This window comes from Brevundimonas sp. 01N35, from assembly GCF_056399785.1.
Window position 1 is genome coordinate 56,127 of sequence record NZ_JBFTRZ010000006.1, and the last position, 26,895, is coordinate 83,021.

Consider the following 26,895-nt stretch of genomic DNA (forward strand, 5'->3'; position numbering starts at 1 on the left):
AAGCGTCAGGCGACGATCGCGGGCCAAAGAGTCAGGACCAGGGCGGCCATCGACGCGCAGACGGCGACGGTGACGGCGGCGACCACCCAGGGCCGGGTTCCGGCCTTCTCGATCACCAACGTCTGAGACTGCGGCGGGTTCTGCACCAGGCGCGACAAAGCCTTCAGGGCTGCCAGGGCCTCTTCCAGCGTCTCCTTGACCTGAGCCGACGGACCCAGCTCCCGCTTGATCCAGCGCTCGACCACGGGCTTGGCCGCCTCCCACAGGTCGTGGTCGGGGTTGAGGCGGCGGGCTACGCCCTCGACCGAGACCATGGTCTTTTGCAGCAGCACCAGTTCGGGCCGCATGTGCATGTCGAACAGGGCGGTGATCTCGAACAGTTGGCCCAGCAGGCGACCCATCGACACCTGGCTGGCCTGTCGTCCGATGACCGGCTCGCCCACCGCGCGCAGGGCCTGGGCGAAGGTGTCGACCGAGTGGTGCGGCGGCACGTAACCGGCCTCGAAATGCACCCGCGAGATGCGGTCGTAGTCTCGGCTGATGAAGCCCCACAGGATCTCGGCCAGGTAGCGCCGCTCGGACGGTCCCAGACGGCCGACGATGCCGAAGTCGACGGCGGTCAGCTCGGCGGGGGCGCGGGCGAACAGATTGCCCTCGTGCAGGTCGGCGTGGAAGACGCCGTGGTCCAGCGCCTGGATCAGGAAGGCGCGCACCACCTTGTCGGCCAGGGCGTCCTTGTCGAGCCCGGGCAGGGTGTCCAGCGCGGGGTCGGTCATCGGCAGGCCGGGGGCCCATTCCAGCGTCAGCACCCGCTTGCCCACCCCGTCCCAGACGATGGCGGGGGCGGACATGTAGCCGTCCTTGGCCATGACCTCGGCCAGCTCCGAGGCGGCGGCCGCCTCCAGCCGCATGTCCAGCTCGAGCTGGAGCGAGCGGGCGATGATCTCGACGAAGGCCTGAGGCTCCAGCCGCCGCGCGGGCTCGACGAACCTCTGCACCAGCTTGGCGCCCAGGCGCATGGAATCCAGACCGCGCGCCACGCGGCGCTCGACGCCGGGCCGCAGCACCTTGACCGCCACCTTGCGGCCGTCGGCCAGCCAGGCGGGGTGCGCCTGGGCCAGCGAGGCGGCGGCGACCGGCTCGCCCAGATCGCGGAACAGGCTCTCGACCGGGCGACCCAGCGAGCGCTCGATCTCGGCGCGGGCCTCATCCAGCGGGAAGGGGGGCAGCTTGTCCTTCAGTCGGCCCAGATCCTGGGCGAACTGGATGCCGAAGATGTCGGCGCGCGTCGCCAGCACCTGACCCAGCTTGATGGCCACGGGGCCGAGGTGTTCGAAGGCCTGGCCGACGCGCTGGCCGGGGCGACCGGCGCGGTGTTTCTTGCTGACCGTCATCTGCACCAGCCGCGCGAACGGGCGCGTCCAGGCGGGCAGCAGAGGATTGACCTCGCGCGGGATCAGGGCGTCGTGACGCGCCAGCACCCAGCCCCAGCCGATCAGGCGCAAGGTCGCGCCCAGCGGATCGCGGACCGGCTCCGGCGTCGGCGCGGGCGGCGGGGTATTGACGGACAGCCGGCTCAGATCGCCCACCCGTGGTGGATGGCCGCGATCCCGCCCGACAGGTTGGTGACGCTGACGCGGCCGAAGCCCGCCTCCTCGATCATCCGTTTGAAGGTCGCCTGATCGGGGAAGCGACGGATGCTCTCGACCAGATATTGGTAGCTGTCGCGATCCTTGGCGACCCATTCGCCGATGCGCGGAATGGCGTGGAAGGACCAGGCGTCATAGGCCTTGCGCAGGGCTTCGGTCGTCGGGCGCGAGAACTCCAGGCAGATGAAGCGGCCGCCCGGCTTCAGCGCGCGTCGCGCCTCCTTCAGCGCCCCCGACACGTCGGACACGTTGCGGATGCCGAAGCTGATCGAATAGGCGTCCAGGCAGGCGTCCGGCAGGGGCAGGTTCATGGCGTCGCCGACGCCCCAGGCCATCTCGGGCTCGCCGCCCTTGGCCACGCCGTTCAGGATCATCTCGGCGTTGTAGTCCATGACGATGACGGTGGCGTCCTCACCGCCGCGCCGCGCTTGCGCCGCGCGCGCCATCTTCGAATAGCGCCGCGCCATGTCGCCGGTGCCGCCGGCCATGTCGAGGATGACCTCGCCGGGCCGGGCGTTCAGCTTGGCCGCCGTGGCGTCCTTCCACAGGCGGTGCACGCCGGCGCTCATCAGGTCGTTCATCAGGTCGTAGTTGGAGGCGACGGAATCGAACACCCCGCGCACCATGCGGACCTTTTCCTGGGCGTCCACGTCGCGGAAGCCGAAGGAGGAGGTCTTGCCAGAGGGGGAGGTGCTGTCGGCCTGGGTCATGGATGCGGGTGTAACGCCTCGCGCGCGCGGCGTCATCCGGGGAAGCGTCGCAGCCGTTGAAAGCCCTCCCCCTCGAGGGGGGAGGGTTGGGTGGGGGTGAGGCTGCTGCCCCAACCGATCAAAGCATCTGAGGCATAAACCGCTCAGCCTCCCGCGCCACACCGTCGACCTCGGCTCCTACACCCCATCCCCGACCCTTCCCCCTCGAGGGGAAGGGAGAATAAGTCGAGCTTGCTTCGCCATCCCACGGCTTGCCGCCGGTCGGGGCGCGCGATACGCCTGAAGAAACGCTGAGGAGACGCCCCATGACCGCCGCCGCCCTGGATGTGACCGAGGTTCTGAAGGGCCTGCCCGACTGGCGCCGCGCCGACGATCCGCGCCCGGCCATCGCGCGGTCGCTGCGCTTCAAGGACTTCAACGCCGCCTTCGGCTTCATGACCCGCGTGGCCCTGCTGGCCGACAAGGCCGACCACCACCCCGAATGGTCCAACGTCTACAACCGGGTTGAGGTGTTGCTGACCACCCACGACGCGGGCGGGGTGACGGAGAAGGATGTCGCCATGGCCCGCTTCATCGACGACACCGTGAAGGGCCAGGTCGAATGACGGGGCGCGTCGCCGGCAAGGCCGCCCTCATCACCGGGGCGGCGGGCGGTCTGGGTCAGGCCATGGCGCGGATGCTGGTGCGGGAAGGTGCCAAGGTCGCCGTCTCCGACCGCGACCTGAACGGCGCGAAGGCTCTGGCCGAAGCCATCAACGCCGAGCATCCGGGCGCGGCCTTCGCCTACGAGCACGACGTGACTCGCGAGGACGACTGGGTCCGCGTGGTCGCCGCCGCCGCCGAGGACATGGGCGGCCTGTCCATTCTGGTGAACAACGCCGGCATCGGCGGTCAGCTGCTGTGGGCTGAGCAGGACACGCTGGAGCACTGGCGTCAGGTCCAGGCGGTGAACCTCGAATCCGTCATGCTGGGCTGCAAGCACGCCCTGCCGCACCTGCGGGCCTCGGGCGCGGCCTCGATCGTCAACATCTCGTCGATCGCCGGACTGGCGGCGGCGCCGGGCATGGGCGCCTATAACGCCACCAAGGCGGCGGTCTGGCTCTACACCAAGACGGTGGCGCTCGAATGCGCCAAGGCCGGCTGGAACGTGCGCGCCAACTCGGTCCACCCGGTCTTCATCAAGACGCCGATCCTCGACCCCTTCGTCGCCCTGGCCGGCGGAGACGAGACGACGGCGCACGAAAAACTGGCGCGCGGCATCCCCTTGAAACGCATCGGCGAGCCGGACGACGTGGCCTACTGCGTCCTCTACCTGGCCTCCGACGAGTCCAAGTTCGTCACCGGCGCCGAGTTCAAGATCGACGGCGGCCTGACAGCGCAGTGAACTCACTCGTCATCCCGGCCGTAGCCTCGCTTCGCGAGGCGCAGAGCCGGGACCGCCCAGGACGCCGACGTCGGCTTGTCGGGCGGTCCCGGATAGCCCTGCGGGCTTCCGGGATGACAGAGGAAAGGGGCGGGGGCGCCCAAAGAAAAACGCCCCGGCCTTTCGACCGGGGCGTTCTCATGTTCAGACCTTGCCGTCGCGGAGGCGCTTCAGGTCAGGCGGGGTGGCCTCGTCCGTCAGCAGGGCGATGGCTTCCTCGATGGTGACCACGGTCTGGGCCTGGCTGCCCAGGCGGCGGATGGCGACCTTGCCTTCCTCGGCTTCCTTGCGGCCGACGACGGCGATGGCCGGCACCTTGCCGACCGAGTGTTCCCGGATCTTGTAGTTGATCTTCTCGTTGCGCAGATCGGTCTCGACGCGCAGGCCGGCCGCCCGGAACTTGGCGGCGACCTCTTCGGCATAGTCGTCGGCGTCCGAGGTGATGGTCGCCACCACGGCCTGGGTCGGCGCCAGCCACAGCGGGAAGGCCCCGGCGTAGTTCTCGATCATGATGCCGATGAAGCGCTCGAAGCTGCCCAGGATCGCGCGGTGCAGCATGACCGGGCGGTGCTTCTGGCCGTCCTCGGCGATGTAGGTCGCGTTCAGGCGTTCCGGCAGGACATAGTCCAACTGGATCGTGCCGCAGGTCCATTCGCGGCCGATGGCGTCCTTGACGATGAAGTCCAGCTTGGGCGCGTAGAAGGCGCCGTCGCCCTCGGTGACGACCGGCTCGGTCCCGGCGGCGCGGGCGGACTCGGCCATCAGGGCCTCGGCCTTGTCCCAGAACTCGTCCGAGCCGGCGCGGTTCTCGGGGCGGGTGCCAAGGCTGATGTAGGCCGTTTCCATGCCGAGATCGGCGTGGACGCTGCGCGCCAGTTTGATGAACTCGGACGTCTCCTCGACGATCTGGTCCTCGCGGCAGAAGATGTGGGCGTCGTCCTGGGTGAAGCCGCGCACACGCATCAGGCCGTGCAACGAACCCGACGGCTCATAGCGGTGGCAGGCCCCGAACTCGGCCATGCGCAGCGGCAGTTCGCGATAGGAGCGCTGGCCCTGGTCGAAGATCTGCACGTGGCCCGGGCAGTTCATCGGCTTGAGGCTCAATTCCTCGCCCTCGACGGTTTCGCAGACGAACATGTTGGGACGGTACTTGTCCCAGTGGCCGCTCTGTTCCCAGAACTTGCGGTCCAGAACCTGCGGCGTCTTGACCTCGACATAGCCGGCGGCGTCCAGGCGGCGGCGCATATAGGCCTCCAGCACGCGCCACAGGACCCAGCCCTTGGGGTGCCAGAAGACCATGCCACGGCCTTCTTCCTGCATATGGAAGAGCTCCATGGCGCGGCCCAGCTTGCGGTGGTCGCGCTTCTCGGCCTCCTCGATGCGCAGCAGATAGGCGTCCAGGTCCTCCTTGGTCGCCCAGGCGGTGCCGTAGATGCGCTGCAACTGGGCGCGCGAGGAATCGCCGCGCCAGTAGGCGCCGGCCAGCTTGGTCAGCTTGAAGGCCTTGCCGACGAATTTCGTGGTCGGGAAGTGCGGTCCCCGGCACAGGTCGGCCCATTCGCCCTGCTTGTAGACGGTGATGGTCTCCGTGCCCGGCAGGTCGCGGATCAGCTCGGCCTTGTAGGTCTCGCCGACGCCTTCGAAGTGGGCGATGGCGGTTTCGCGGTCCCAGACCTGACGCTCCAGCGGGGCGCCCCGGTCGATGATCTCGCCCATCTTCTTTTCGATCTTGGCGAAGTCGTCGGTCGAGAAGGGCTCGTCGCGGGCGAAGTCGTAATAGAAGCCGTCCTCGATGGCCGGGCCGATGGTCACTTGCGTGCCCGGGAACAGCTCCTGCACCGCCTGGGCCAGCACGTGGGCGGCGTCGTGGCGGATGGTCTCCAGCGCCTCGGGATCGTCGCGCATCAACAGGCGGAAATCGCCGTCGCCGTCGATGACGCGGTCCAGGTCGCGCTGCTCGCCGTTCCAGACGACCAGAGCCGCCTTCTTGGCCAGCGAGGGCGAGATGGCGGCGGCCACGTCGCGGCCCGTCGAGCCGGCCGGATACTGACGCACGGCGCCGTCGGGGAATTTCAGTTCGATCATGACGGTCGTTCTTTTTCGATCTTGGCGGGCGGCACGGGATCATAGCCCGAACCGCCGAAGGGATGGCATTTACAGAGACGGCGCACGGTGAGCCATCCCCCCCGAACCGGTCCGTGCTGGAGCAGGGCGTCGCGCCCATAGTCCGAACAGGTCGGCAGAAACCGGCACGACTGGCCGAAGAAGGGGGACAGCGTCACCTTATAGCCCCGATGGGCCGCGCGGACGCTGCGTTCGTAGAGAGACATCTGTCCCTTCGCCGGGGGCTCTGTTTCAGGTTCGCCGCGCTTATCCCCTGTCATGGCGAGGGGATCAACCGGACGAAGCCTCAGGCCGCGCCGGCGAGACGAGTTCGCGTATCGCTGTGGTGCTTTTCCAACGCCTGATTGACCGCGTCGAGCGTGGCTTCCAGCGCCACCATGGTCGAGGCGTGACGCGCCGGATAATCGGCGACCTGCTTCAGCACCCGCAGACCCTCGAAGCGGCCGACCGGCCCGTCGCCGCCAGACTTCAGCATGGCCAGCATGGCGTCGCGGGCCTCGGCGATCTCCGACGCTGAGGCGCCGAGGATGCTCTCGCCCACCACGCCCGCCGCCGCCTGACCCAGGGCGCAGGCCTTCACCGCCTGGGCGAAGTCGCTGATGCGACCGTCAGCGTCGAGGACCACGTCCGCCGTGGCCTTGGACCCGCACAGCTTGGCGACCCGCTCGGCGCTGCCTTCGGGCGCAGCCAAGCGCCCGCTGTGTGGCAGGTTGGCCGCCAACGACAGGATGCGCGCGCTGTAGAGGTCGTCGATCATGGGGAGAAGATAGGCGCGATGGGCGGGAGAGAGAAGGTGCGATCCTCACTGCCGGTTCCTTCCTGCCGTCATCCCGGACGGCCGAAGGCCGATCCGGGATCCAGGCCGTGGCGTCATGCTCTTCGTCGCCCCTGCAAGGCTCTTCCGCCTGGGGCCCGGATCTTCGGCTCGCGAGCGAGCCTGCGTCCGGGATGACGGAATTTAATGGCGTCAGCCGCCCTGAACCGAGGACCAGGTCCGCGCCGTGCCGGCCTCGGCGACCGGGGCGGCGGCTGAGGCGGATGCGGCGGCGGTGCGCTCGGCCAGCCAGCGCAAATTGCTGTCAGCCACCTCGGGCGGCAGGTCGCGGCGCAGGATGGCTTCGGCCTCGGCGGTCTTGCCCTGCAGGCCCAGCGCCAGGGCCAGGTTCTGGCGCACCTTCAGGCTGGCGGTCGGCTGGGCGGCGGCGCGGCGCAGCAGGATTTCGGCGGAAGGCGCGTCGCCTTCGCCCATGCGGGCGATGGCGGCGTTGGTCAGGACGTCGGGATTGTCGGGCGACAGGCGCAGCGCCTCGGTCCAAGCCGCCTTGGCGTCGTCGGCGCGGCGCACCTGCTGATAGGCCACGCCCAGCAGCGACAGCGGCCGCCAGTCGCGCGGGGCTGTGGCGCGCGCCTGCTCCAGGGCGGCGATGCCGTAGAAGGCCTGACCCCGCGCGATATGGGCGCGGCCGACCTCCAGCATGGCGTCGAGATTGGCGGGTTGCACCAGCAGCACCCCCTGCGCCGTCTCGGCCGCCTGATCGAACTGGCCCATTTCGCGCAGCGCCTGCGCCAGCTTGACCCCGGCGACCGGGTCCATCGGATTGACCTGCTGTTCCTGCGACCAGAAGACCGAGCGGCTGAGGGCGTCGGCGCGGTCATAGCTGGCCCGCGTCGCGGCGTCCGCAGGCTGGCGCGCCTGGAGGGGGGGCGGAGCCGGGGTCTGCGCCTGAACGGCGCCCGTCAGGCCCAGAAGAGCCAGCGTCATGGTTGCGGCGGCGGCGGCGGTGCGCGACATGGAGAGGGTCCGGACGGTTTCCTGCGGCGCCAGCGTCGCGCCTCCGCGTCAAGGTTTGGTTAAGCGGCCTTAAGGGCCGGAAAGGCTCGCCCCATGTCCGTCGTCCATCCCGACCTGCTGATCGCCGCTTCCCAAGACGAGGCGAACGCCGCGCGCCCGGTGCGCGTGGTGACGCAGGGGCAGGCGTTGACCGGACGACAGGCCGCCTGGGCCGAGGCCAACGGCTTCACCGGCAAGGCGGGCCAGCTGCTGATCCTCCCCGGCGAGGACGGCGCGGCGCTTGAGGCCCTGTTCGGCGCGGGCGAAGCCTTCGAGCCGATGACGGCGCGTTCCCTGCCGACGCGTCTGCCCGCCGGCGACTGGCGGCTGGACGGCGTCGAGGGCGAGGCGGCTCAGCAAGCCGCCCTGGCCTTCGTCCTCGGCGGCTACCTGTTCGACCGTTACAAGGCCCGCCCCGAGCGCGGTCGCGCCCGTTTGGCGGCGCCCGCCGGGCTTGATCTGACCGAGGCGCTGAACATCGCCGCCGCCGCCGCCCTGGCCCGCGAGATGGTCGACACCCCCGCCGCCGACATGGGGCCGCTGCAGATCGAGACCATCGCCCGCGAGATCGCCCAGAGTGCAGGCGCGACCCTGACCGTCACGACGGGCGACGCATTGCTTGATGCAAGTTATCCGGCGGTTCACGCCGTCGGCCGCGCCGCCGCCCCGCATCGCGCGCCGCGCGTGCTGGAAATCGGCTGGAAGCTGGACCAGACCGACCTGCCGCTGGTGGCCCTGGTCGGCAAGGGAGTGGTGTTCGACACGGGCGGTCTGGACCTCAAGCCCGCCGCCGGGATGCGCAATATGAAGAAGGACATGGGCGGTTCGGCCCATGCTTTGGCTCTGGGCCGCTTGATTATGCAGGCCGACCTGCGCGTGCGCCTGGTGGTGCTGGTCGCCGCCGTCGAGAACGCCGTGTCCGCCGACGCCTTCCGCCCCGGCGACATCCTGTCGAGCCGCAAGGGCCTGACCATCGAGATCGGCAACACCGACGCCGAAGGCCGCCTGATCCTGGCCGACGTCCTGACGCGGGCGGGCGAGCATGAACCCGATCTGACGCTGGACTTCGCCACCCTGACCGGCGCGGCGCGCATGGCGCTGGGTCCCGAGCTGCCGCCCCTCTACACCGACGACGAGGCCCTGGCCGAGGGCATCCTCAGCGCCGGTCGCGCCGTGGGCGACCCCCTGTGGCGCATGCCGCTGTGGGCCGGCTATCGCGCCTCGCTCGACAGCGAGATCGCGGACCTGAGGAATGATTCCGCCGCCTGGGCCCAGGCCGGGTCGGTGACGGCGGCGCTGTTCCTGCAAAAGTTCGCCCCGGCGACCGGGTCCTGGGCGCACATGGACATCTTCGCCTGGAACCCGCGCGCGCGTCCGGGCCACCCCGAGGGCGGCGAGGCCCAGGCCCTGCGCGCCTGCTATCGCTATCTGCGCGACCGATTCGCCAAATAGCCAAGGCTGTTAACGCCCGATTTGGCTTCGGCGTTTACAAACGGCGGTTCACCCGCGTGAATCGCCGCCGAGTCCTTGCTTGTCCGACCTCCTGGCCCTTCTTCCGCCCGGCCCGCCTCTGATCCTTCGGGACGGAGACCGGACCGTTTTGGCCGAGCAGGCGCTGGAAGGCCTGATGCGGGCCGAGGCCTATCGCCGGACCGAGCCCATGCACTGCCGGGTCCCGGTCGCGGACATTGTGTCCGACGCGGATCAACGCATCGACCAGTTGCTGCACGGCGAGGCCTTCGACGTGCTGCATCGCCAGGGCGACCGAGTTTGGGGCCGCGCCCGCCGCGACGGGATCGTCGGCTGGGTCGCGCTCGATGTTCTGTCGCCCGGCGCGCCCCTGGCCACGCGCCGCGTCTCCTCGGTTTCCGCCACCCTGCCGCTGAACGCCCTGGTCGGCGACGCCGCCGAGGGGCTGAGCGCTGACGATCTTCAACCGGTCGGCGATTTCGAGCGCGAGCCGGTCGCCGTGGCCGAGCGCCTGCTGGGCCGCCCGCATGCGCTGGGCGCCCGTTCCTCGTTCGAGACCGACTGCTCGGGTCTGGTGCAGCAGGCGCTGCTGGCCTGCGGCCTGCCCGGTCCGCGCCGCTCCGACGCCCAGGCCGATCTGGGCCGCCCCGTCGCGCGCGAAGCGGCGCGGCGCGGCGATCTCGTCGTCTGGATGGCCCCGAACAGCGACCACGACTGGACCGGCCATTCCGCCATCATGGTCGCCGCCGATCAGGTCATCCATTCGACCGGCGCGCGCGGCGGCGTGGTCATCGAGTCCCTGGCCGAGGTCGAGGCCCGGCTGACGGGCGAAGGCTTCGCCTCGGCTGTCTTTCGTCGGATCTGACACGCTCTATCCCGCTCATCCCCGCGGAGGCGGGGACCCAGTGCTTTGGCTGCAACCGCTGCGCTGAAGTCGAGGGCGCATGCCTAGCGGGCGCGCCCGTGGCTCTCACTGGGTCCCCGCCTCCGCGGGGATGAGCGGGTGTAAAGGCGGGGGCCCAAACGCAGAAAGGCGGCCCGAAGGCCGCCTTTCCAAATCGTTCGACTGTGGCTCGAGCCTTAGGCGGCGGGGGCCGCAGCCGGAGCAGCCGGAGCCGCGCCCTCGGCGGCCGGAGCGGCCTCCGTGGCGGCGCCTTCAGCGGCCGGGGCCGCCGCAGCAGCGGCGCCCGGCTGGCGGGCCGGATCCGAGGCCGGGATGGCGAAGCCGCCCGAGCCCTGCGTGCGCAGCCAGGCGATCAAGTTGATGCGAGTCTTCTCGTCGCGGATGCCGGCGAACGACATCTTGGTGCCCGGGACGTAACGGCCCGGCGCGGTCAGGAAGGCGTCGATCTGGTCATAGCCCCAGGTCGGAGCCTCGGCCTTGTGCTTGGCCATGGCGTCCGAATAGGCGAAGCCGGCGCGGTGCATCACCGGACCGCCGATCACGCCCCACAGGTTCGGACCGATCTTGTCGGCGCCGCCGCTGTGGGCGTCGTGGCAGGCCTGGCAGCGCGCGAAGGCGGCTTCACCAGCGGCCAGATCCGCGGTCGGCAGGACCGTGCCCCAGTCGATCGGCAGGGCAGCCGGTTCGGCGCCCGCGGACTCTACCGGCGCGTCGACGAAATAGCCCATCTTCTCGGGCGTCTTGGTCTGGTAAACCATCCCCGACACCTGCTGGACTACCAGAATGACAAAGGCGGTGCCCAGGCACGCGCCCATAATCTTGTTCCACTTCAGATCGCCGCTCATGCGCGTCGTCGCATCCCGTCTCTAAGGCCCAAACCGCGATGCGGCGTACAGGCGTATCCTTGCGTGGGCGTCTCTTACACGCTAGCGCGGCCTTCGCAACCGGCCCGGGTGCTTCCGGGCGTCACAGGACGCGTCAAGTCGATGAATCCGCTGATATTGATACCCGCTCGCATGGCCGCGACCCGTTTGCCGGGCAAGCCGCTGGCCGATATCGGCGGCCAGCCCATGATCGTGCGCGCCTGGCAGCAGGCGGCCCTGTCCGGCTTCCGCGTCGCCGTGGCGGCGGGCGATCCCGAGATCGTCGCGGTCGTCGAGGCGGCGGGCGGCCTGGCCGTCCTGACCGATCCGGCCCTGCCCAGCGGCTCCGACCGCATCCGCGCGGCGGTCGAGGCGGTCGATCCCGACGGCGCGCATGACCTGGTCATCAACGTCCAGGGCGACATGCCCTTCGCCTCGCCCGATCTGGCGCGGGCCTGTGCCGAGTTGCTGAACCGCGAATCGGCCTGCGACATCGCGACCCTGGTGGCGGCCGAGGCCGACGTCTCCGACCGGATCAACCCCGACGTGGTCAAGGCCGTTTTGGCCCTGGCTGAGGGCGAGACCAGCGGCCGCGCCCTCTACTTCACCCGCTCGACCCTCTACGGCGACGGCCCGATCTGGCGCCACGTCGGCATCTACGGCTATCGTCGCGACGCCCTGATGCGCTTCTGCGCCGCTCCGCCGTCGCCGCTGGAGAAGCGCGAAAAGCTGGAACAACTGCGCGCCCTGGAGATGGGCCTGCAGATCTGGGCCTCGGTGATCGAGGAAGCCCCGCTGTCGGTGGACAACCCGGCGGACCTGGAGGCGGCGCGGGCGCTGGCCTGATCCTTTCTTCCTTCTCCCCTTGCGGGAGAAGGTGGCAGGCGAAGGCTGACGGATGAGGGGTCTCTCAAGTGTTGGATAAAGGGTTGCGACACGCCGTCGCGAAACCCCTCATCCGACCTCGCTGCGCTCGGCCACCTTCTCCCGCAAGGGGGGAAGGGCCTCCAGCTTAAGCCTCCTCTTCCGCCCACGTCGCCAGCAGCCGCCGCGCAATGGCGTAGGGCGGCGGGGCGTGGATCGCGCCGTGCGTCCCCGCCAGCACCGCCCGCGCCTCGGCCCGCGTCAACCAGGCCACGGCTTCGAGTTCGGTCTGGTCCGGCGCGGCGTCCTCGGTGGTGACCTCGGCGATCAGGCCGATCATCAGCTGGGCCGGGAAGGGCCAGGGCTGGCTGGAGTGATATTTGACGCTCGACACGGTCAGGCCGGCTTCCTCCATCACCTCGCGGGCGCAGGCCTCCTCGATCGATTCTCCGGGCTCCATGAAGCCGGCCAAGGCCGACATCCGGCCCTCGGGCCAGACGGCCTGACGGCCCAGCAGGCAACGCGGTTCCGCCCCGCCCCTATAGACCGGCAACATGATGACGACCGGATCGACGCGCGGGAAATGCTCGACGCCGCAGGCCGGGCAGAGCCGCCGCCAGCCGCCCGAGGCCTGATCCGTCGCCTGACCGCATGCGGCGCAGAAGCCGTGCCGGCGGCGCCAGTCGAACAGGTTCTTGGCCGTCCCCGCGATGGCGACATCGGTTTCCGATAGGGCGGCGGCGGCGGCGCGCATTTCGATGAACTGGCCCAGGCCCTGGGCCGGGCCGCTGGTCGGGTCGATTGAGCCCTCGAACTCGACGGCGAAGGCCGGCGCGCCCTTCCACAGACCCAGGAAGACGTCGCGGTCCGGCGCCAGGTCGCGCCCGTGCGCCAGCGCCAGCCAGACCAGCCGCTGTCCGCCGTCATGGTCCTCGACCAGAGGCCGGCCCTCCCACAGGACCATGGCCAGGGCCTCGGGGTTGGCTTCCTGCTCGCCCAGCCAGGCGGCGTCGTTGCGAAGGTCGCCCGAGCGGTCGAGCGGATTGCCGGAGAAGACGTTGCGATAGGACATGGCGCTTCATACCCCCGACGCTGGCGATGGGGGAGGGGTCTTGCTTAGAGCTCTTGATTCCGGGGCCGCCAACCGTCATATCCCTCCTCGGAGATCGCGGGCGAAGGCTTCGCCAACTTGGTCAGGGCCGGAAGGCAGCAGCCACAACGAATTCACCTTTGGGTCGCGGTCTCTACTTTCTTCGTTTGAGCGCGCTATCGTCGATCACGCGGTGATCGACTGCTTGAGCGCAGTCTAGGGCGCTATGCTCGCGACGCGGTCGCTCGCTTTTGAGCGCGATTTTCAGACTATTCAGACGAATTGGACTCTGTTTTTTCCGACAGGGGCTGTTCGGTCGCGCAAGCTTCACGGAACCCGAATCGCTCTGGCCCGCTGAAAGGGCCTCACCTTTTCAGGAGCAGGCGATGAGCATTCTCGGGTCCATTCTCGGCGGCATCTTCAAGAAGAAGGAGGCGGCCCCCGACGCACCGGCGGCTCCGGCGCCGACCGCAGCGCCCGCCCAGCCTCAGGCCGCCCCGGTCGCCCCCTCGGCCGCCGCTCCCGCGCCCGAGGTCGATGTCGCCGGCATCCTCGACTTCATGAACGACCAGAAGGCGCAGAAGCTGAACTGGCGCACCTCAATCGTCGATCTGATGAAGCTGGTCGGGCTGGAATCCTCGCTGGCCGAGCGCCAGGAATTGGCCGACGAGCTGGGCTATACCGGCGACAAGTCCGACAGCGCCGCGATGAACGTCTGGCTGCACGCCCAGGTGATTCAGAAGATCAGGGACAACGGCGGTCGACTGCCCACCGATCTCTGATTCGCCCAACCCTCCGTCATCCCGGACAAGGCGCGCTTGCGCGCCGCTGATCCGGGACCCAGGCCTGTAGGTTGCGTGGCCGGTTTCCAGCCTGTGGCCGCCGCCTAGGTTCCCGGGTTCCTCCGCTTAGCGTCGGCCCCGAGAATGACGGTGCATATCGGCCGAGGGGAGGATGCGCTGGCGGCTTACTCGCGGTAAGACATCCGCATGAGCGACGTCGATCCGAGTCTTGATGGCCCTCCCTGGGAGGAGGACGTTCCCGAGCGGGACGAGAACACCGACGACATGTTCGGCGCGCCCGCCGCTACACCCGAGCCCGTCGCGGCTCCGGTCGCCGCGCCCGTCGCGACGCCCGCCCCGGCCAAGGCCGAACCGTTCGCGGACGAACCCGCCGACGACGGCGCCTACAAGGTTCTGGCGCGCAAATACCGCCCGCGCACCTTCGAGGACCTGATCGGTCAGGAGGCCATGGTCAGGACCCTGACCAACGCCTTCGCCACGGGCCGGATCGCCCACGCCTTCATGCTGACCGGGGTGCGGGGCGTCGGCAAGACGACGACCGCCCGCCTGCTCGCCCGCGCCCTGAACAACGAAACCGACGTCATCGACAAGCCGTCGCTGAGCCTGACGGCGCATGGCCGCCACGACGCCTCCATCATGGCCGGCCAGCACATGGACGTCATGGAGATGGACGCCGCCTCGCACACCGGCGTCAACGACATCCGCGACATCCTCGAAAGCGTCCGCTACGCGCCGGTCGAGGCCCGCTACAAGGTCTATGTCCTCGACGAGGTCCACATGCTGTCGACGCAGGCGTTCAACGCCCTGCTGAAGACGCTGGAGGAGCCGCCGCCCCACGCCAAATTCATCTTCGCCACCACCGAGATCCGCAAGGTCCCGGTGACCATCCTGAGCCGCTGCCAGCGTTTCGACCTGCGCCGCGTCGAGCCCGAGGTCCTGGTCGGCCACCTGTCGCGCATCGCCGACCGCGAAGGCATGAAGATCGAGCAGGAGGCCCTGGCGCTGATTTCGCGCGCCGCCGAGGGCTCGGTCCGCGACGGCCTGTCCTTGCTGGATCAGGCCCTGGTTCAGGCCGAGCACGGCGAGACGGTGCAGACGGCGACCGTGCGCGACATGCTGGGTCTGGCCGACCGGACCCAGACCATCGCCCTGTTCGAATCCGTCATGGCCGGGCGCACGCCCGAGGCGCTTCAGAACTTCCGCACCCTCTACGGCTATGGCGCCGATCCGGTGCAGGTGACTAACGACCTGCTGGAGCATTGCCACGCGGCCTCGGTCGCCAAGATGCTGGGCCCCAACGCCACCCGCCTGCCCAATGATCAGGCGCAGAAACTGGCCGCCATGGGCGCGGCCATCTCGGCCGGGGCCCTGTCGCGCACCTGGCAGATGCTGCTCAAGGCGCTGGACGAGGTGCGGCGCGCGCCGAACCCGGCCGACGCGGTGGAAATGGCCATCGTCCGTCTGGCCTACGCCGCCGACCTGCCGGGACCGGAAGAGGCGCTGAAGGCCATCCAGTCGGGCGGGACCCTGCCGGGCGGCGGCGGCGCAGGCGGTCCGCGCGGCGGCGGGGGCGGCGGCGCCTCGGCCATGCTGGCGACACGACCCATGGCCCAGCCGGCCCTGCCCGATCCGCAGACCTTCGAGGCGGTGGTCGCTCTGATCGGCGACAAGCGCGAAATCACGCTGCAGATGGATGTCGAACGCTATGTGAAGCCGGTCTCGTTCAAGCCGGGCGCCATCGTCTATGAGCCCGCGCAGGGCTCGCCGCACGATTTGGCGCGGCGTCTGGCCGGGCGCCTGAAGGAATGGACCGGCCGCACCTGGCTGATCGCCGCCAATGGTCAGGGCGGCGGCGAGACCCTGATCGAGGTCGAGAAAAAGGCCCGCTCCGCCCGCCGTGCGGCGGTCGAGGCGGACCCCTTCGTGGTGTCCATCATGCAGGCCTTCCCCGGCGCCGAGATCAAGGAGATCAAGACCTTGGCCCCGGCGGTCGAAATGCCCGCCATCCCGGAAGACGACGAGGCCGGCGAAGAGGACTGAGCGTCATCCCGGGAGCCGCAGGGCTATCCGGGACCGCAGGAAGCGCAACGTCTTGGGCGGTCCCGGATCGGCGCTGCGCGCCGTCCGGGATGACGGTTTCTAGCTTACAGAATCTGCGCGGCTTCCTCGAAGTCGAGGCGGGGCGAGCGCGGGAACAGGTTCTCGTCCGTGCCGTAGCCCAGGTTCATGATGAAGTTCGGCTCGACATTGCTGTCGGGGAAGAACTCGGCCTTCATGCCCGCCGCGTCAAAGCCCGACATCGGACCGACGTCCAGACCCAGGGCGCGGGCGGCGATGGTCAGGTAGCCGCCTTGCAGCGAGGCGTTGCGGAAGGCCGCTTCGCGACGACCGGCCTCTTCCAGGAACCAGTCGCGGGCGCCCGGGGCGTGCGGGAACAGCTTGGCCAAGGTGTCGTGAAAATCGATGTCCTGGGCGATGATCAGGTTGACCGGCGCGGCCAGGGTCTTGGCGCGGTTGCCCTCGGCCATGTGCGGGGCCAGGCGCGCCTTGGCCTCGGGCGAGGTGACGAAGACGAAGCGGGCCGGGGTCATGTTGAGCGCCGTCGGGCCGAACTTGGTCAGGTCGTACAGCTTGCGGATCAGCTCCTCGGACACGGGCCGGTCGCTCCAGCCGTTGCGCGTGCGCGCCTCGGTGAACAACTGGGCCAGCACGGCGTCGGAAACCGGAACGTCGCGGGCGGAAAGGGCGTCGAAAGCCATGGGGGAGAACCTCCTGAACAGGATTAGCAACTTCAATGGTTGCTATTTGGCCTCTTCCGCGACGGCGTCAAGGGTAATCGCTACAAATTCTGTTGCCAATAAAGATCGTCGTTCTTTGTCAGGGACTGGAGCCTTGCTGCACTTCGCCCTATCTAGGGGGGATGAAAGACCTCAACGCTCTGATGCAACAGGCCCAGGCGATGCAGCAAAAGCTGCAGGACGCCCAGGCCAAGATGGCCGAAACCAACGCCGAGGGCACCTCGGGCGGCGGCCTTGTCGTCATTGCCCTGAAAGGCCCCGGCGAGATCACCGCGGTGAAGATCGACGACAGCCTGATGGCCCCCGGCGAGGGCGAGATCCTGGCCGACCTGATCGTCGCCGCCCACGCCGACGCCAAGCGCAAGCTGGACGAGGTCAACAGCGCCCTGATGCGCGAGGCCGCCGGCCCCATGGCCGGGATGAACCTCCCGGGAATGCCGAAACTCTTCTGATGGCCGCCTCCGCCCCCCTGTCGTCATGCTCGGCCCTGTGCCGAGCATCCAGAAACGCCGACCTCTGATGATGACTCATGGATCGCCGTATTTCTGGATCCTCGGGACAAGCCCGAGCATGACGGATGGAGGGGACTTCTGATGGCCGCCTCCGCCGGGCCGGAAATTGAACGGCTCATCAGCCTGCTGGCCAAGCTGCCGGGCATGGGCCCGCGCTCGGCCCGGCGCGCGGCCCTGGCCCTGCTGAAGCGGCGCGAACAGTTGCTGGTCCCACTGGCGGCGTCCCTGGCCGAGACGGCCGAGAAGGTCGTCAACTGCTCGGTCTGCGGCGCGCCGGACACGCGCGATCCCTGCTCCATCTGTGCCGACCACAGCCGCGACAACGCCCTGATCTGCGTGGTCGAGGAGGCCGGCGCCCTGTGGGCCATGGAGCGCTCGGGCGCCTTTCGCGGCAAGTATCACGTGCTGGGCGGACTGCTGTCGGCGCTCGACGGCGTCGGCCCCGAGCAGCTGCGCATCGCCGAACTGATCGGCCGCGTCAAAGGCGGAGAGATGGGGGGCGGCGAGGCGAGGGAGGTCGTTCTGGCCCTGCCCGCCACCGTCGACGGCCAGACCACGGCCCACTACCTCGCCGAACGCCTGTCGGCGGCCGGCGTCGAAGTCACTTCGCTGGCGCGCGGCGTCCCGGTCGGCGGCGAACTGGACTGGCTGGACGACGGCACCATCATCCAGGCCCTGCGCGCGCGCCGCCCAGCCTAGGGGCGGGCCGCGATCTGCGCGGCGTAGGCGCGACCCTGGGCGCCGATCACCTCGACCAGATCGCCCATCACCAACTCCAGGTCGATCAGATGCAGGCCCATGGCCGCGTCGCGACGGCCTTCAAACACGAAGTCGCCGCCCAGGGTGAACCCGTCCGCGACGGATGTTGCGGCGATGGACAGATAGCCGCCCCGTTCTTCATCGACGCAGGTCGCGCTCAGCCCGCGCGGCGAGACGAAGGGCGGCGCATCGGCGGCGAGCTTGTGGGGCGGGGCTGAGAACCAGGGGGTGATGGTCGCCCCGTCCGTAGCGAAGTAGGGTCGAAGTCTCGCTGGGCCGCCTTCCAGCGCCGCCGGATTGGCGCAGATCGTCCGTTCGCCATCGCCCAACGCGGCCTCATGGCCCTCGGGCGGCGGGGCGTCGGCGCGGAAGCTGTTGAAAGCGATGACGCAACCGGTCTGGGTCGTCGCGCGGCAGGCCGGGATGGCCTTGAAGGTGCCGCCGACGTCCTGTCCTGCAGGGGCGGTCACGAAACTGCCCGGCAGGACGACCGACACCAACTGCGCCATCAGCGACCTGCCGTCGATCTGTTCGCGGATCAGCCCCTGCAGGATCAGCGCTCCCTGCGAATGGCCGATCAGCACGACGCCGCGTCCGGCGTTGTCGTGCGCCAGATAATGCGCCCAGGCGGCGGCGACATCGTCTTCGGCCAGGGCCATGGCGGCGGGCAGGTCTGGCGTCTGGCCGCCTTCCAACCGCCGTTTCATGTCGCTGACGGTTAGCTGGCGATAGAGCGGGGCATAGAGGCGGCAGACCGAGCGCAGTCTCGCCAGTTGCAGCCGCACACTGCGGGCTTCATCCTCGGTGACGGCAATGGGGGCGCTGTCGCCCGGGGCGGTCGATATGGTCGGATAGACGTAGAAGCAGTCGATCGCGGGGACGGCGTCGCCGGACGCAGGGGTCTCGATTCGTCGCTCGCCATCGGCTGTCACGACGGTCGCCGCCAGATCGACCGCACAGGCGTCGTGGCGGTGAGGACGGCAAATCCAGGCGTGATCTTGCGCATAGTCGGGTGGAGCGGGCGTCTGGGCCGTGACCGGGAGGGCCATGGTCAGCTCAGAGCCCAGCGCGACGGCGAAAGCCAGAATGATCGTTCGCATCGCCGCTCCCCCGCCACCGACCGGAAGCCTATGGCCGACACGACGAACGGGCAACGCCGGTCGTCCAGAGCCGCCCTTTGCCGAAGGCGCGACTCCGGTTAGGAACGGAGCATGAACACGCTCGAACTCATCCTGCTGGTCGTCGCCGTCGTCGCCGGGGGCGGCTTCTTCTGGGCCTTCATGGGCTGGCAGAAGACCAGGGGCGCGCTCGACGCCGCCGACGCCCGGCTGGAACTGATGGAGGAGAGCCGCGATTCCATGGCCGAATTCCTCAAGGCCCAGGCCTCGCAGTCGGCCGAGGCCGTGGCGACCAAGTTGGTGGCCCGCGCCACCGAGACCTTCCAGGCCCAGGACCGCGTCGCCCGCGAGCGGATGGAGGCCCAGCTCAAGCCGGTCTCCGAGACCCTGGCCAAGTTCCAGGAACACGTCGCCGCGCTGGAGAAGACCCGCGCCGAGGACACCGGCGGGCTAAAGGAACAACTGGCCGCCCTGATGACCGCCTCGACCGCCACCCGTGACGAGGCCCGCCGCCTGACCGAGGCCCTGAAGGGCAATACCGGCCGTCGCGGCCGCTGGGGCGAACAGACCTGCCGCAACGTGCTGGAAGCCGCCGGCATGGCCGGCCGCTTCGACTTCGAGGAGCAGAACTCCTCGGCCAATGACGAAGGGCGTCAGCAGCGCCCCGACTTCATCATCAAGCTGCCCGGCGGCGGCATGTTCGTCATCGACGCCAAGGTGTCGCTGGCCTTCGCCGACGAGGCGGACGGCGACGAGGAGGCCCAGGGCAAGGCCATGTCGGCCCGCACCGCCGCCAGCATGAAGACCCACGTGCGCCAGCTGTCGTCCAAGGCCTATCAGGACCAGTTCAAGCCCAGCCCCGACTTCGTCGCCATGTTCGTGCCCGGCGACGCCTTCCTGGCCGCCGCCCTGGATCACGAGCCCGACCTGATGACCCAGGCCATGGCTTCGCGCGTGGTCATCGTCACCCCGACCACCCTGTTCGCCCTGTGCAAGGCGGTCGCCTACGGCTGGCGCGCCGAGGAGCAGGCCAAGAACGCCGAGGACGTCGCCAAGCTGGGCAAGGAGCTTTACAAGCGCCTGTCGGTCATGGGCGGCCACGCCGGCGCGGTCGGGCGGGCCCTGGAGACCGCGGTGGGCAAGTACAACCAGTTCGTCGGCTCGCTGGAGAGCCAGGTCATGGTCTCGGCCCGCCGCTTCGAGGACCTGCAGGTCGACCACGAGGGCAAGGAGCTGCCCGAACTGCCTGCCGTCGAACAGTCGCCGCGCACCCTCAGCCGCCCCGAACTGCTGAACGCCCCGGCGGCGGAGTAGGCCTCAGGGCCTGACAACCTCGCTTGACGCAAGCTGGGGCGCATGTAAAACAAACTTGTCTGTCGGCAAGTAAGAGCATCCATGTCTTCGAAGCCTGTTAAACCGCTCGGCGCGTCCGGACTGATCGCCCTGACCGTCGCCACGATGGTCTTGGGGCTTCTGGGCGGCGTGGGCTCTGCGTCTCTCTCCGAACTGCCCGGCCAAACCGGTCTGTTTCTGACGGTCGCCGTCCTGGCTCTGGTCATGGCGGCGACGCTTTGGCTGTGCCTCTTGTGGTGGCGTCGCGTGGACGAGGCCGCGCGCGAGGCGCACAAATGGTCGTGGTTCTGGGGCGGATCATGCGGAATGATCGTCGGCGCGATCTGCCTGCTGACGCTCTCGCTCCGGGGCTCTGATATTCCCCTTCCGGCGTCGTTGGGTGAAACGCCGCACGACCTTCTTGTCTCGGGCATGATGGCGATCCTCGCGTTTCAACTCATCGGCTACGCCATCGCCTGGGGTTGGTGGTGGTTGGCGCGGCGTTGAGGGCAAGGGCATGAACAATCGTCTCAAGGTGCTGCGCGCCGAGCGCGACTGGAGCCAGGCGCACCTGGCGACCGAGCTCGGCGTCTCGCGTCAGACCGTCAATGCGCTGGAGACGGGCCGCTACGACCCGTCGCTGCCGCTGGCCTTCAAGATCGCGCGTCTGTTCCAGTTGCCGATCGAATCCATCTTCTCCAACGATCCGGACTGATCCTGCGCTTCGCAGACGCCTGATCCCGTGCCGCCGCCCTGACCAGGAGTTCGCCATGACGTTCGCCCGCCTCTGGATCCGATCGGTTTCCGCCCTCGCCGCCGGCGTCGCCCTGTTGTTGCTGGCGCCGTCCGCTGTGGCGCAGACGCCCGTCGCCCCCGAACCTGTCGCCGTCACGGCCGCGCCTCGAGGCTCGGGGCCGGGGCTGTGGGTGGTGCGCGACGCCGATTCAACCATCTACCTGTTCGGCACGGTCCACGTGCTGAAGCCCGACACCCCCTGGGGCACGGCGCGCATGGACAAGGCCTTCGCTGGCGCCGACGAATACTGGTTCGAGATCGCCGACCTCAACGACCAGACCGGCGTCATGGCGCTGATCCAGGCCAAGGGAATTTCGCCGGACCGTCCTCTATCCAGCCTGCTGACCGCCGAGGAAATGGCCGATCTGGACGCCGCCGCACGGACGGTCGGCGCCAGCGCGGCGCAACTGAATCCCCTACGTCCGTGGCTGGCCAGCCTGCAACTGGCCCTGGCCTCGATCCAGAAGGCCGGCTACGTCGCCGCCAACGGCGGCGATCAGATTCTGCACGCCCGCGCCGCTGCGACCGGCAAGCCGATCAAGGGGTTCGAGACCGCTCCCCAGCAGATCGGCTTCGTCGCCGACATGTCCGAGGCGGCCCAACTGGCCATGCTGCGCTCGGGCCTCAAGGAGTTTGATCAGGCCGACGCCTTCCTCGGCCGCATGGTGACGGCATGGGCCGCCGGCGACGTCGACGCCCTGGACGCCCTGATCGGTCAGGAGATGCGGACGGACTCAAGCGAGATGTACGCCGTCATGCTGACCCGCCGGAATCAGGCCTGGGCCGATCAGATCCAGACCCTGCTAGCCGGATCGGGCACGGCCTTCATCTCGGTCGGCGCCGGCCATCTGGCGGGTCCCGACAGCCTCCAGGCGCAACTCGAACAGCGCGGCGTCCGCGTCGAGCGCGTCCACGACTAAGGGCTCGGTCGGGTTCCTATTTTCCCCAGGCCCGGCCCCGCGCCGGACCTTTTCTTTTCAGCCCCGCCCTCTATGGTCCGCCGCCTGCGCGGCCGTAGTTCAGAGGTAGAACGTCAGCTTCCCAAGCTGAATGTCGGGGGTTCGATTCCCCCCGGCCGCTCCAGCACTTGATCGTGTGTCGATTTTCGAACGAACTGTGTCAGGTGTCGGCAGGCCTGATTTAGGGGGCTGACTCTCTGCGGGGCGCCCCAGCGGTCTTCAGAATCTTAAATCTGGACGCCAAGACACTTGTTCTGTTCATCATAAGCCGGTTGGGCACGCATATTCGTTTGGATCTATGCGTGTGGGGGTAAGGGGAAATACTATGATGAATAAACCACTTGCAGTGAAAGCGACTTGTTTTGCGATCGCTTTGAGCTGCATTGGCGGACAAGCAGCAGCCGTTCCGATTCCTTATTCAGTGAACGGGTCCTTCAATGGATTGGGAGAGGGAGGATTCTCCGGGTCCTTTGTGTTTGACGCAGACACGGGCACTTACAGCGCAATCAATATTGTGACGACGGCCGGCTCCTCCGTTGGTTCGACCACGTTTACCGCCAGAAGCGGCTTTAATTCGGCGGCACAGATTCGCGTTACGAGTAACCCGGGGAACCCCGCTGCAGGTCGTTGTCTCGTCCTCACGTTTGATAACATTTTGAACAATGCAGGCATGGCTCGAACCGTTTCTTCCGCCAGTGATTATACCAACTTCGGTGCGGTCAGTTGCGACACTTTCGACGCTGCCGCGCCATTGCGTCAGGGAAACTCTGGAACAGTGACGAGGGCGGCTCCCACTCCCGTTCCCACGATGACGGAGTGGGCGATGATCCTGTTGAGCGTTCTGCTAGCAGGTGTCGCAGCGCTGACGATCCAGCGGCGGCGGACGGCCTGAGCCGTCCGATCAATTCAACTCCGCTATCAGGCCCGCTCCGGTTCGCCGGGGCGGGCCTTTTCGTCGTTTCAGGCTCTCGGCGTCAGATCGCGATACGGCGCGCCCCGCTCGCCAGCCTCGGCGCGGGCCACCACCTTGGTCTCCTGCGCCGAGCCAACGTGGATCTGAATGTCGCGGTGCCGCAGTCCGTCATCCAGTCGGGCGCAGGCCGTGCCGATGGCGGACAGCACATGCACCCAGTGGTTGCTCTCGATCGTGATCAGGCCGGGCGTCAAATCAGGTTTCCAGCGGCCCCCAGCAGCATCGCGTCGAGGGCGTCGTCGAGTTCGGTCGGGATCATGGGCACCGGTAGAGGGTGGTTCGCTGGCGGTGTCGAGACGCAGGGGCGGGTTCTCAACAGGCGGAACCGAAAGCCTGAACGTTTCATTCTGAGAACACGGTTGGCGGCTGGGCGGATGGCTCGGCAAAGCGCCGTCCGTCTGGTTACTACCGGAGCCCCTCGCCCTCGCCGGCGGGGGGCTTTTGTCATTCCGGCCAGACGCGCGTGACTTTCAGCTGGCCCGGCGCGGAGGGTGTGAGGATCAGAGCCTCGGGCGCCGACAGGTCCAGCCAGTGGACGCCGGCGCCGGCCGGCAGCACGACGACCTGACGGTCATGGTAGGGGGCGATGTCCGGCCCAGGCTCGGTCGTCAGCATGGCGAAGGCGCCGTCCCTCACGACGCCGGCGATCCAGAACCACGGCTGGTCGGCCAGGGTGAAAAGCCATTTGGTCTTCTTGCCCGGAATCTTGGGCTCCGTGACCTCGTAGAAGCCGTCAGCTGGGATCAGACAGCGTGTCGAGCCGGCGAAGAAGCGACCGTCAGATCGGAAGTTGAAGACCAGCTTTCCTGACGGCCCTTTCCAGGCCCACGGCGTCATGATCAGCTGGGGCGCGCCGTCGACCAGGGCGATGACCTGAGCGCTGTCGCCGATGCGGTAGCCGGCGGGCGCGAGGTTCGGCAACCGCCTGGAAAGGCCAGCGACCGCCCCGCCCCCGCGAACGGCGCGGCGAGCTGGTTGGCGGGGACGTGCAGTCGGTAGTTGTTGCACATGGCCGAAGCCTGGCATGCAGAACAGCAATTGTGAGTCTGCCTGCAAGTAAGGTGTCGGCCCCTCGCCTAGCAGACGAGGGGCCGATTTTGCATCAGGCCACGCGGCGCCGCTGGATCATTAGCGCAGCTCCGCCTGCCAGCATCACGCCGAGCAAGATCAGCGCCCATTCGGATATGGTGGGCACCGGCGCGGGCGGAGCGATAGCGGCAGCGCACTTCGCCACGACGTTAGTATCCATCGTCACAGAGCCATTGCGCGCCCGAGCGCTGCCAGCGACTTGTGCTTGGGCGCCGAGCGCCAGGTTGGTGAGCGCCAGAATGTCGCCGACAAAGCTGGAGTTCGATCCCAGATTTGCGCTCGAGCCGACGTGCCAAGTTACGTTCGGAGGGCAAGCCACTCCGGCATTTCTGGTCAGGAGGACGGATGTTCCCGCTGCCGTAGTCAGGGTTCCGGCCGTTCGGATGATAAAGACCGCGTTCGGATCATTTGCGAAATCCAGCGTCAGGTCCGACGACATTGAGACCGGCCCTGCGTAGCAGTAGACGCCCGGCGACAAGGCCAAATTACCAAGGTCGATCCCTCCCGCAGAGCTAACTGTGCAGGGCGCGCCGCAGCGTCGTTGTAAGCGGCCGTCAGATCCAGCTGCGCTTGGGCGGTCGTTGCATCGGCCCCATGGAAGGCGCCGATGACCGTGCCGGGCGGAAAGCCGATGATCGCAGAGCCCGGAGAACTCCCAAGTCGCCCTTGACCACAGTCGCTCCGGTATTCGTGACCGTCGTGCCGGCCAGTACGCCGAAATTCTTCTCCGTTCCCGCCGCAGCGACTGCAGGAACCGTCATCGCGGCGGCCGTCAGCATGAGTATGAGGCGGGGTATTAGGCGCGCGGCGCCGATAGGTTTGATCATGAGCGCTTTCTTGGGGTTCTGCCTGGGGAACTCGGAAACTCCCATGTAAATCGCTGGCGGGCAATTACGGTACCGCTTGCGTGGTCCGATGCCCGCTGGCAGCGCCGTCTTTTTATTGTGGCTCCCGATGAACCGCCTTGTGGAGGCTAGCTGCCGAGAGCGGACTGAGAGCATCAAGCGTAAGGCGGAGGCGCGGGCCAAATGGGGCGCTTCGACGGCGACGGCGGCGTCCACCCCCATCGCGGTCGCCGACGGTATGTGACGATCCCCAGACATTCTGATCTAGGCGCGCGGGCCGATTGGCTTTAGCAACGACAGCGACGAGGCGGGGCCGCGGACAGTTTGAACGTCTGCCGCCCCGCTTTTGTATGAACGGAAGGGGCTCGTGCGGTCGGGGGAGGATTCCGACGGGGTGAGCCGAGTGGAGTTGGAACGTAAAAAATGAAGCGACTATTCGCCTACCTCATCATCGGCGCCATGATTCTGGGCGTCCTCACCGGATGGGGTCTCAACCAGTACCTCGGCGCTGACCAGGCCGAGGCTGCGGCCAAGAATCTCAGCCTCATCACCGATGTCTTCCTGCGGCTGATCAAGATGATCATCGCGCCGCTGGTCTTCACCACCCTGGTGGCCGGCATCGCCCACATGGAAGACGCGGCTTCGGTCGGCCGTATCGGCGTCAAGACCATGACATGGTTCATCGGCGCCTCGATCGTCTCCCTGCTGCTGGGGCTGACCATGGTGCAGATCCTGCAGCCGGGCGCCGGCATGCACCTGCCGGAAGCCGTGCTCGCCGCCGCGCCGGCCGCCTCGACCGACGCCTTCTCGCTGCATGGCTTCGTCACCCACCTGGTGCCGACGTCGATCTTTGACGCCATGGCCAAGAACGAGATCCTTCAGATCGTCCTCTTCTCGCTGTTCGTCGGCACCGCCGTGGCCGCGCTGGACGACAAGGCTCCGGCGGTTCTGAACCTGGTCGAGCAGGCCGCTTCGATCATGCTCAAGGTGACCGAGTTCGTGATGAAGCTGGCGCCCTTCGCCATCTTCGCCGCCCTGGCATCGACCATCGCCACCCAGGGGCTGGAGATGCTGGGCGTCTACGCCAAGTTCGTGCTGGGCTTCTACGGCTCGATGGGGATCCTGTGGGGGCTGCTCTTCCTGGCCGGCGCCCTGGTGCTGGGGCGTCGGGTTGTGCCGCTGTTCAACGTGATCCGCACCCCGGCCCTGCTGGCCTTCTCGACCGCCAGTTCGGAAGCCGCCTATCCGCGCATCCTGGAGGCCCTGCCCAAGGTCGGCGTGCGTCGCCGCATCGTCAGCTTCGTCCTGCCGTTGGGCTATTCGTTCAACCTCGACGGCTCGATGCTCTACTGCACTTTCGCCACCATGTTCATCATGCAGGCGCATGGCGTTCATCTGAGCGTTTCGCAGCAGGTCTTCATGCTGCTGCTGCTGATGGTGACGTCCAAGGGCATCGCCGGCATTCCGCGGGCCTCGCTGGTGGTCATCATGGCGACCCTGACCTACTTCGGTCTGCCGGAAGCCTGGATCGCCATCGTCCTGGGCGTCGACCACCTGCTCGACATGGGCCGCTCGGCCACCAACGTCGTGGGCAACTCGGTCGCCGCCGCCGTGGTCGCCAAATGGGAAGGGGAACTGGACGATATTCCTCAGGAGGAGGTCGGGCGCCCCGTCGAGGCCTGATCACAGAGCCGCCACGACGCCTGATCGTCATGCAGTCGCCGTCCTGGTCCCCCAGGGCGGCGATTTGTCGTTTGGGGGCCGGGCCTAGGGGCGGGCGGCAGGCCTGGCGCTTCGGCGAAGACTCCGGTCGTGGCGGAACGCTGGGGGGCGTGCTGTTCCGCTGTCGAGGCCGTCCTGCCGAAGCGCCCATGTTTGAACGAAAGCGCGAGTGCGCCTTCGTCCGGCCCGCCCGTTGACGCGTCGATCCCGCGCATGCGGTGGTGGCGATCGGCGTGTCAGGGTCTTGATCCGTCCGCGCGCC

28 protein-coding genes, 1 tRNA gene and 1 other RNA gene are annotated in these 26,895 nt (G+C 68.2%); 17 read left to right on the plus strand and 13 right to left on the minus strand.

Annotation, left to right across the window (positions count from 1 at the left end):
* Nucleotides 1-5: 5 nt before the first annotated feature.
* Together ubiB and AC1DJ5_RS07785 are read right to left on the minus strand one after the other, a co-directional pair.
* Complete coding sequence (ubiB, locus tag AC1DJ5_RS07780; protein ID WP_477020214.1) at nt 6-1,589, minus strand: 2-polyprenylphenol 6-hydroxylase; 1,584 nt, start codon at nt 1,587-1,589, stop codon at nt 6-8.
* Nucleotides 1,577-2,359 (minus strand): class I SAM-dependent methyltransferase, encoded by a 783-nt coding sequence (locus AC1DJ5_RS07785; protein ID WP_477020215.1) that lies wholly within the window; start codon nt 2,357-2,359, stop codon nt 1,577-1,579. The genes ubiB and AC1DJ5_RS07785 overlap by 13 nt, the downstream gene beginning before the upstream one ends.
* A gap of 305 nt (nt 2,360-2,664) precedes the next feature.
* On the opposite strand from AC1DJ5_RS07785, the gene AC1DJ5_RS07790 reads away from it, so the two are divergent.
* Together AC1DJ5_RS07790 and AC1DJ5_RS07795 are read left to right on the plus strand one after the other, a co-directional pair.
* Nucleotides 2,665-2,964 (plus strand): 4a-hydroxytetrahydrobiopterin dehydratase, encoded by a 300-nt coding sequence (locus AC1DJ5_RS07790; RefSeq protein WP_477020216.1) that lies wholly within the window; start codon nt 2,665-2,667, stop codon nt 2,962-2,964.
* Complete coding sequence (locus tag AC1DJ5_RS07795) at nt 2,961-3,743, plus strand: SDR family oxidoreductase (protein WP_477020217.1); 783 nt, start codon at nt 2,961-2,963, stop codon at nt 3,741-3,743. The genes AC1DJ5_RS07790 and AC1DJ5_RS07795 overlap by 4 nt, the downstream gene beginning before the upstream one ends.
* Before the next feature lie 183 nt (nt 3,744-3,926).
* Here the strand turns inward: AC1DJ5_RS07795 and thrS are convergent, their stop codons facing one another.
* The 4 genes from thrS to AC1DJ5_RS07815 form a co-directional block, all read right to left on the minus strand.
* Nucleotides 3,927-5,867, minus strand: coding sequence for a threonine--tRNA ligase (thrS, locus tag AC1DJ5_RS07800; protein WP_477020218.1), 1,941 nt, complete (start codon nt 5,865-5,867; stop codon nt 3,927-3,929).
* Nucleotides 5,864-6,112 (minus strand): membrane protein insertion efficiency factor YidD, encoded by a 249-nt coding sequence (gene yidD, locus AC1DJ5_RS07805; RefSeq protein ID WP_105562548.1) that lies wholly within the window; start codon nt 6,110-6,112, stop codon nt 5,864-5,866. Before yidD ends, thrS begins: the two co-directional genes overlap by 4 nt.
* An 80-nt stretch (nt 6,113-6,192) precedes the next feature.
* On the minus strand, nt 6,193-6,663 hold the full coding sequence (locus AC1DJ5_RS07810; protein WP_477020219.1) for an iron-sulfur cluster assembly scaffold protein: 471 nt from the start codon (nt 6,661-6,663) through the stop codon (nt 6,193-6,195).
* 210 nt (nt 6,664-6,873) lie between these two features.
* Nucleotides 6,874-7,698 (minus strand): tetratricopeptide repeat protein, encoded by an 825-nt coding sequence (locus AC1DJ5_RS07815; protein ID WP_477020220.1) that lies wholly within the window; start codon nt 7,696-7,698, stop codon nt 6,874-6,876.
* A 93-nt stretch (nt 7,699-7,791) separates the two neighbouring features.
* On the opposite strand from AC1DJ5_RS07815, the gene AC1DJ5_RS07820 reads away from it, so the two are divergent.
* Entirely contained in the window at nt 7,792-9,189 is a 1,398-nt protein-coding gene (locus AC1DJ5_RS07820) for a leucyl aminopeptidase family protein (RefSeq protein WP_477020221.1), read from the plus strand.
* A 79-nt stretch (nt 9,190-9,268) separates the two neighbouring features.
* Nucleotides 9,269-10,072 (plus strand): C40 family peptidase, encoded by an 804-nt coding sequence (locus tag AC1DJ5_RS07825; protein WP_477020222.1) that lies wholly within the window; start codon nt 9,269-9,271, stop codon nt 10,070-10,072.
* 215 nt (nt 10,073-10,287) lie between these two features.
* Here the strand turns inward: AC1DJ5_RS07825 and AC1DJ5_RS07830 are convergent, their stop codons facing one another.
* A complete protein-coding gene (locus AC1DJ5_RS07830; protein WP_441454581.1) occupies nt 10,288-10,956 on the minus strand; it encodes a c-type cytochrome in 669 nt (222 codons plus the stop codon).
* A 141-nt stretch (nt 10,957-11,097) separates the two neighbouring features.
* On the opposite strand from AC1DJ5_RS07830, the gene AC1DJ5_RS07835 reads away from it, so the two are divergent.
* Nucleotides 11,098-11,820, plus strand: a complete 723-nt coding sequence (locus tag AC1DJ5_RS07835; RefSeq protein ID WP_441454580.1) for a 3-deoxy-manno-octulosonate cytidylyltransferase — start codon at nt 11,098-11,100, stop codon at nt 11,818-11,820.
* A 166-nt stretch (nt 11,821-11,986) separates the two neighbouring features.
* Here the strand turns inward: AC1DJ5_RS07835 and nudC are convergent, their stop codons facing one another.
* On the minus strand, nt 11,987-12,910 hold the full coding sequence (gene nudC, locus AC1DJ5_RS07840) for an NAD(+) diphosphatase (RefSeq protein ID WP_477020223.1): 924 nt from the start codon (nt 12,908-12,910) through the stop codon (nt 11,987-11,989).
* 85 nt (nt 12,911-12,995) lie between these two features.
* Here nudC and ffs point away from each other — a divergent pair.
* From ffs to AC1DJ5_RS07855, 3 genes are all read left to right on the plus strand, one after another.
* Nucleotides 12,996-13,091: signal recognition particle sRNA small type (gene ffs / locus AC1DJ5_RS07845), an RNA gene on the plus strand.
* 223 nt (nt 13,092-13,314) lie between these two features.
* Nucleotides 13,315-13,710, plus strand: a complete 396-nt coding sequence (locus tag AC1DJ5_RS07850) for a DUF3597 domain-containing protein (RefSeq protein WP_477020224.1) — start codon at nt 13,315-13,317, stop codon at nt 13,708-13,710.
* A 207-nt stretch (nt 13,711-13,917) separates the two neighbouring features.
* Nucleotides 13,918-15,771, plus strand: coding sequence for a DNA polymerase III subunit gamma/tau (locus AC1DJ5_RS07855; protein WP_477020225.1), 1,854 nt, complete (start codon nt 13,918-13,920; stop codon nt 15,769-15,771).
* A 104-nt stretch (nt 15,772-15,875) separates the two neighbouring features.
* Here the strand turns inward: AC1DJ5_RS07855 and AC1DJ5_RS07860 are convergent, their stop codons facing one another.
* Nucleotides 15,876-16,490 (minus strand): malonic semialdehyde reductase, encoded by a 615-nt coding sequence (locus AC1DJ5_RS07860; RefSeq protein ID WP_477020226.1) that lies wholly within the window; start codon nt 16,488-16,490, stop codon nt 15,876-15,878.
* A 161-nt stretch (nt 16,491-16,651) separates the two neighbouring features.
* On the opposite strand from AC1DJ5_RS07860, the gene AC1DJ5_RS07865 reads away from it, so the two are divergent.
* Both AC1DJ5_RS07865 and recR read left to right on the plus strand, forming a co-directional pair.
* Nucleotides 16,652-16,981 (plus strand): YbaB/EbfC family nucleoid-associated protein, encoded by a 330-nt coding sequence (locus AC1DJ5_RS07865; protein ID WP_477020227.1) that lies wholly within the window; start codon nt 16,652-16,654, stop codon nt 16,979-16,981.
* A gap of 141 nt (nt 16,982-17,122) precedes the next feature.
* Nucleotides 17,123-17,740 (plus strand): recombination mediator RecR, encoded by a 618-nt coding sequence (recR, locus tag AC1DJ5_RS07870; RefSeq protein WP_441454574.1) that lies wholly within the window; start codon nt 17,123-17,125, stop codon nt 17,738-17,740.
* Here recR and AC1DJ5_RS07875 read toward each other — a convergent pair.
* Entirely contained in the window at nt 17,737-18,900 is a 1,164-nt protein-coding gene (locus tag AC1DJ5_RS07875; protein WP_477020228.1) for a DUF3089 domain-containing protein, read from the minus strand. The genes recR and AC1DJ5_RS07875 overlap by 4 nt on opposite strands.
* Before the next feature lie 111 nt (nt 18,901-19,011).
* Here AC1DJ5_RS07875 and AC1DJ5_RS07880 point away from each other — a divergent pair, with 111 nt between their 5' ends.
* The 6 genes from AC1DJ5_RS07880 to AC1DJ5_RS07905 all read left to right on the plus strand — a co-directional run bounded on the left by AC1DJ5_RS07880 (nt 19,012) and on the right by AC1DJ5_RS07905 (nt 22,896).
* The gene (locus AC1DJ5_RS07880) at nt 19,012-20,232 is read left to right on the plus strand and encodes a DNA recombination protein RmuC (RefSeq protein WP_477020229.1); all 1,221 of its coding nucleotides are present in this window, start codon (nt 19,012-19,014) and stop codon (nt 20,230-20,232) included.
* An 81-nt stretch (nt 20,233-20,313) separates the two neighbouring features.
* Nucleotides 20,314-20,757 carry a hypothetical protein gene (locus AC1DJ5_RS07885; RefSeq protein WP_441454572.1) on the plus strand — a complete coding sequence of 148 codons (444 nt, stop codon included), beginning with the start codon at nt 20,314-20,316 and terminating at the stop codon, nt 20,755-20,757.
* A gap of 10 nt (nt 20,758-20,767) precedes the next feature.
* Nucleotides 20,768-20,965 carry a helix-turn-helix transcriptional regulator gene (locus AC1DJ5_RS07890; protein WP_441454571.1) on the plus strand — a complete coding sequence of 66 codons (198 nt, stop codon included), beginning with the start codon at nt 20,768-20,770 and terminating at the stop codon, nt 20,963-20,965.
* 55 nt (nt 20,966-21,020) lie between these two features.
* A complete protein-coding gene (locus tag AC1DJ5_RS07895) occupies nt 21,021-21,965 on the plus strand; it encodes a TraB/GumN family protein (protein WP_441454570.1) in 945 nt (314 codons plus the stop codon).
* 88 nt (nt 21,966-22,053) lie between these two features.
* Nucleotides 22,054-22,128, plus strand: a tRNA-Gly gene (locus AC1DJ5_RS07900).
* A gap of 201 nt (nt 22,129-22,329) precedes the next feature.
* A complete protein-coding gene (locus tag AC1DJ5_RS07905) occupies nt 22,330-22,896 on the plus strand; it encodes an IPTL-CTERM sorting domain-containing protein (protein WP_477020230.1) in 567 nt (188 codons plus the stop codon).
* 68 nt (nt 22,897-22,964) lie between these two features.
* On the opposite strand, the gene AC1DJ5_RS07910 is transcribed toward AC1DJ5_RS07905, so the two are convergent.
* The 3 genes from AC1DJ5_RS07910 to AC1DJ5_RS07920 all read right to left on the minus strand — a co-directional run bounded on the left by AC1DJ5_RS07910 (nt 22,965) and on the right by AC1DJ5_RS07920 (nt 24,817).
* Nucleotides 22,965-23,171, minus strand: coding sequence for a hypothetical protein (locus AC1DJ5_RS07910; RefSeq protein WP_477020231.1), 207 nt, complete (start codon nt 23,169-23,171; stop codon nt 22,965-22,967).
* Nucleotides 23,172-23,421: 250 nt separating this feature from the next.
* Complete coding sequence (locus AC1DJ5_RS07915; protein WP_477020232.1) at nt 23,422-23,898, minus strand: SOS response-associated peptidase family protein; 477 nt, start codon at nt 23,896-23,898, stop codon at nt 23,422-23,424.
* Between the two features lie 181 nt (nt 23,899-24,079).
* Nucleotides 24,080-24,817 (minus strand): ice-binding family protein, encoded by a 738-nt coding sequence (locus AC1DJ5_RS07920; protein WP_477020317.1) that lies wholly within the window; start codon nt 24,815-24,817, stop codon nt 24,080-24,082.
* 517 nt (nt 24,818-25,334) lie between these two features.
* On the opposite strand from AC1DJ5_RS07920, the gene AC1DJ5_RS07925 reads away from it, so the two are divergent.
* Nucleotides 25,335-26,594, plus strand: coding sequence for a dicarboxylate/amino acid:cation symporter (locus AC1DJ5_RS07925; protein ID WP_477020233.1), 1,260 nt, complete (start codon nt 25,335-25,337; stop codon nt 26,592-26,594).
* The last annotated feature ends 301 nt before the right edge of the window (nt 26,595-26,895 follow it).